Source organism: Mycoplasma sp. 5912, from assembly GCF_054353835.1.
Genome location: NZ_JBTHHI010000018.1, coordinates 1 through 4,399, shown reverse-complemented (window position 1 = coordinate 4,399; position 4,399 = coordinate 1). Strand labels below are relative to the sequence as shown.

The 4,399-nt window shown below is 24.4% G+C and carries 2 protein-coding genes; both read left to right on the top strand.

Annotation, left to right across the window (positions count from 1 at the left end; all coding sequences use genetic code 4):
- Positions 1–175 precede the first annotated feature (175 nt).
- A complete protein-coding gene (locus ACXYRP_RS04140) occupies positions 176–4,048 on the top strand; it encodes an AAA domain-containing protein (RefSeq protein WP_458615280.1) in 3,873 nt (1,290 codons plus the stop codon).
- Positions 4,020–4,349 carry a hypothetical protein gene (locus tag ACXYRP_RS04135; protein ID WP_458615279.1) on the top strand — a complete coding sequence of 110 codons (330 nt, stop codon included), beginning with the start codon at positions 4,020–4,022 and terminating at the stop codon, positions 4,347–4,349. Before ACXYRP_RS04140 ends, ACXYRP_RS04135 begins: the two co-directional genes overlap by 29 nt.
- The last annotated feature ends 50 nt before the right edge of the window (positions 4,350–4,399 follow it).

The following is a 4,399-nucleotide window of genomic DNA, read 5'->3' as shown; positions in this document are numbered from 1 at the left end:
AATTATAATTACTATTCAGTTTTCAAAGGACTATGCCTAAGGGGCATTTTTTTAACTTGTGTAAGAACACAACCTAAAAAATATCAGTAAAAAGCAATAAATTGCCTATTTTTATAGTAAAATTTATGAATAAATAATTCATAATAAGAGAAATTGTGAGGTAAATTAAATATGGTTGTGGATAACTTGCTACACACACACACACACATCTACTATTAATATAGCTGTTAATTTTAATAGTAAGCTTTCGTATGGCGATTTAAGAATTCAAGCAGGACATATTTCTGAAAAACAAAAAGAGAAAACCCTGGAGAAGTTTCTTCAAGAAACATTTCGAAGGAATTTAAATTACTTGAATTCTAATGATATAAATCAGTATATTAATTATCTTAATGGAGTATTTAAGAATATAGATAATTATAACTTGGAAGTAATAAATCTTGATTTGCTATCAAGCAAAAAGAAGTTAGAAAAGGTTTTGTTAAATAATGATTGGAATGATTTAAAAACAGGTGGACCGTTGGTTTCAACTGTAGTTTTTATTGTAAAGCTAAAGGATTCCTATATTAAAGAATTTAAGATTGACAGATTTAATAGCATTTGTCTTTTTACTAAATTAAAGAAACTGGAGAGTATTAAAGATTTATATTTTGAATTAAGTAGAATAGAGTTTTTGGACTTATCATTAGAAAAAGAATATCAAAATATTTCTAATCTTTGCATTCAGCTTATAAATATTAAATACGAAGAAAATTATTTTAGAATATACAATACTCTAAAAGAGAATCATAAAATAAGAAACATAATTCTTGAAAAAAGTAGTGAATTAATGTGAACAAAAAATACAAAAACTGAAAATGGATTAAAACTAAGGAATTCATTGGATTTTTTAATTTCTTTCCATATCTTTAATAAAGAAAGTGATAAAAAGACATACTCATATCCTGTTTTAAAATTCAAAGACAGAAGAGTTGATAATATAAATACATATCATAAGTATTGATGCTTGGTGAGCAGAGATAATAAAAAAGAAAAACTTGTTTCCGGTAAGAATATCAGTATATTTGCTGAAAATGATTATGATGATAAATATGAATTTACAAACAAAAACGAAAATGATGTTGATAAAACCGAGTATATAAAAAGTAAGTTAAATTCATTTATAAAATCATCAAATGAATCAATAAATATGCTTACACATCAGAATCAAAATCTGACAAATGAAATTAATGAAAAAGAAAAAGAGAAGAAACAATCTGAAAAACATAAACAAGATTTACAACAACAAATAAGCAATTTTAATAATAAAATTAATGAAGTATCAAATCAAATAAAAGAAATTAAAAAAATTAAAGAACAATCATGAGAAGATGATTATGATGTTGATAATTATAAAGATAAAATAAATTACTTAAATAATGAAAAATTATTACTAGAGCAGAAGATAAAAAAGATCGATGTAGAACTCAAAAATATAAGTGAAAATATAAGGATATCAAACACCAAATTATCTGATATACGAACTTTAATTAAATCAAATAAAGAAAGTATAGAAAAAGAAGAAAAAAAAGTAAAATATATTGAAAAACTAATAGCAGATAAGTTTTTTAAGATATATAAAATTATAGAGACTGAACTGAAGATAAAAAAAGACACAAAATCTGAGTCAATAGAGAATATAAATATAAAATCAATTAATGATTCTGAACACTCTCTATTAAATATAAAAGATCTTTTTAATAGCAATCATTATTATTTGTCGGATAAAGATGAAGGTTTAGTAATTAAATATAGAAGATTTTATAATTCGTTAAAAAACTTTAGTGATGGGATGTACAGAAATCCTTATTTAGCAAAATCAGTAGAAGAACCAAATTTCTTTCAGGTGAACATACCAGCAAATTTTAAAATAAACAGTCAGATAGCATTGAATTTAAATCAAAAACAAGAAGAATCAGTTAAAAAAGCACTAAATTCATCAAGTATTTCATACATTCAAGGACCGCCTGGGACTGGAAAAACACAGACTATTTGTGCAATTATAGAGCATGTAGTAAATGAAAATAAAAAGAACTGTTTAATAATGTCATCAACACATGAAGCAATTAATAATGCACTTGATCGCTTGTATGAAATTAATAAAAAGAATCCCAATTTTATATATTTTAAGTTATTAAGACGAGAAGATATAGATTACAGTAATCCTGAAATTCTAGAAAATGAAAAATTCAGCGATAAAGCGATGTTAAAGAATTTTACAAGTTCTTTATTCAATAATTTAATTACTGAAAAAAAGAATTTTCAACCTTTTTTAAATTGGTATAAAGATAATAAAGAAGAAAATTTACTAAAATATATTGATATAAAATTAAGTGTTGAATATTTAGAATCAAATAAAGACAAAGCACCAGATTTATATTTAAAAATAACTCAACACACAAAAGATGAAGTTATGAAAATAACTTTATCCCCTTATAAAGAAACTATAGATTATGACATATTGCACCAGATATTAGATTTTACAATCAAAACTAACCATGAATATAAAGGATTTGAAGAAAATAAATATTTTCAACAATTTAAAAATGTAGCAAGTAAATCACAAATTAGATTAGTCGAATTTTGAAATCTTGATGATATTCTAAAGAAAACACAAGCTCAAATCCAGGATAAATGAAGTATATATTTTGATAAAATGAAAAATTATTATGCTGATAAATCAAACAACAGTATTGATGATATTAAAAATTTTGCTAGGAAAGCATTTGATGCAGATTTAATCAATGTTATAGGAATGACTACATCAGCCAGACAAGAAATATCGATTTTTAATGATAGCGATAATTCTAAAAGGTTATTTATAGATTATCCTATATATTTTCAAATTCTTGATGAAGTATCAAAATCAACAACATTAGAAGTGATTAATAGTATTTTAATGGCTAATAAGGTAACATTAGTTGGAGATTATCGGCAACTGCCACCTAATGTTGAATTAACTGAAAACCTAAATGACAAAAAACTTAATCAATATGGAGAATCAGATAAAGGAATTTTGGATAATTGATGAAATTGGTTGAAACTTCAAAATAGCTCAAAATGACCAGCAACAGAAGAGTTTTGAAATAATCTTAAAAAGGAACTGGAATTTCCTTTCTTTAAAGAACATGCATTGCAAATAAAAAGAAGATATAATAATCATTCACCATATTCATTTTTAAAAACTCAACACCGTTTTGCTACCGAGATAATGAATATAGTTAACTTTGTTTATGATCATGATGAAAAACTCGAGATGCCGAGCATTTATCAAAGTCACGAATTTATTAATTATAATTTAAAAACAAATCAGAATAATAATTTTAATCATCATTTTAACATAGTTGATTCCACACATTATTCGACAGATTTTATGAAATTTCTTTCTTTAAATTCAGAACATTCAGAAAAAAACAAAATAATTAATGCTCTTAGCAATCTTTCTTACACTGCTGATCAAAAATCTTCTATGTTTAAAAACAAAGAATACAACGGAAGAATCAATGAATATAATGCATATATTATTATAAAAATACTTCATAATTTATTTAAAAATAACAATATAAACTCCAACCAAATTGGTGTAATCTGTATGAACCGTGATCAGAGTAATGTTGTTAGAAGCTTCATCAAAGAATACTCGCATATAAAGGCACTAAAAAATATCAAAGTAGATACAGTAGATAACTTTCAAGGTCGCGAAAAAGATATTGTTATAGTAGATTTAATCAGAGCACAAAATAGTTTCGATGAGAACGGTTTCGTTAGTCTTAATCCCAGAAATTATGATTTTTATAAAAAAATAGAACGTTTAAATGTTGCAGTTTCGCGCGCAAAGGATAAATTAATTTTAGTTGGTGCATTCCGAAAACCTCTTAATGATATTGTTTCAGAAATAGATCTACCTACAGGAAGTAAATTCGAAAGCATTATCAGAAAATGATATGATGAAGCATCAAGCAAAGGAGCAATTGTTAATTATGATGAAGAACAATTCAATGAAGATTAAGATTAATGTTCCATATTTAGAATTAAAAATATTTAAAAAATACAGAAAACTCATTGATATGGATGAACTAAGTGCGATTTTTGTAGGAATTATTAAGTATTTAGAAAACCCAGACTTTCGAAGTAATTACGAAATTAAATCTACTGATTTATTTAAAGATGTTATTACAAAAGTATTAAATATTTGACAAAGATCATTTGTTTTAATAGAAGAAAAAATAGATAATTTATTTATAAATAATGTTTTATATACACTCACTAATGAATATAATAAAGGAGATTGAAAGAATTTGAGATTTTAAAGTAGGACAAAAAGATTAACAATTAATTCTGTTAATCTTTTTGTTTTATT